The organism is Bacillus sp. 22446, from assembly GCF_052044955.1.
Taxonomy (GTDB): Bacteria; Bacillota; Bacilli; order Bacillales; family Bacillaceae; genus Bacillus; species Bacillus altitudinis.
Map to the genome: position 1 here is coordinate 1 of NZ_JBQEOD010000026.1, position 540 is coordinate 540.

Genomic DNA, 540 nt, shown 5'->3' on the forward strand with positions numbered 1-540 from the left:
CTGCTCCATATATCCTTAGAAAGGAGGTGATCCAGCCGCACCTTCCGATACGGCTACCTTGTTACGACTTCACCCCAATCATCTGCCCCACCTTCGGCGGCTGGCTCCATAAAGGTTACCTCACCGACTTCGGGTGTTGCAAACTCTCGTGGTGTGACGGGCGGTGTGTACAAGGCCCGGGAACGTATTCACCGCGGCATGCTGATCCGCGATTACTAGCGATTCCAGCTTCACGCAGTCGAGTTGCAGACTGCGATCCGAACTGAGAACAGATTTGTGGGATTGGCTAAACCTTGCGGTCTCGCAGCCCTTTGTTCTGTCCATTGTAGCACGTGTGTAGCCCAGGTCATAAGGGGCATGATGATTTGACGTCATCCCCACCTTCCTCCGGTTTGTCACCGGCAGTCACCTTAGAGTGCCCAACTAAATGCTGGCAACTAAGATCAAGGGTTGCGCTCGTTGCGGGACTTAACCCAACATCTCACGACACGAGCTGACGACAACCATGCACCACCTGTCACTCTGTCCCCGAAGGGAAAG

General features: G+C 54.6%; 1 rRNA gene. It reads right to left on the reverse strand.

What is annotated here, in order from left to right:
• Window positions 1-19: 19 nt before the first annotated feature.
• Window positions 20-540: ribosomal RNA gene (locus ACTJJD_RS19325) — 16S ribosomal RNA — on the reverse strand; the annotation flags it as partial.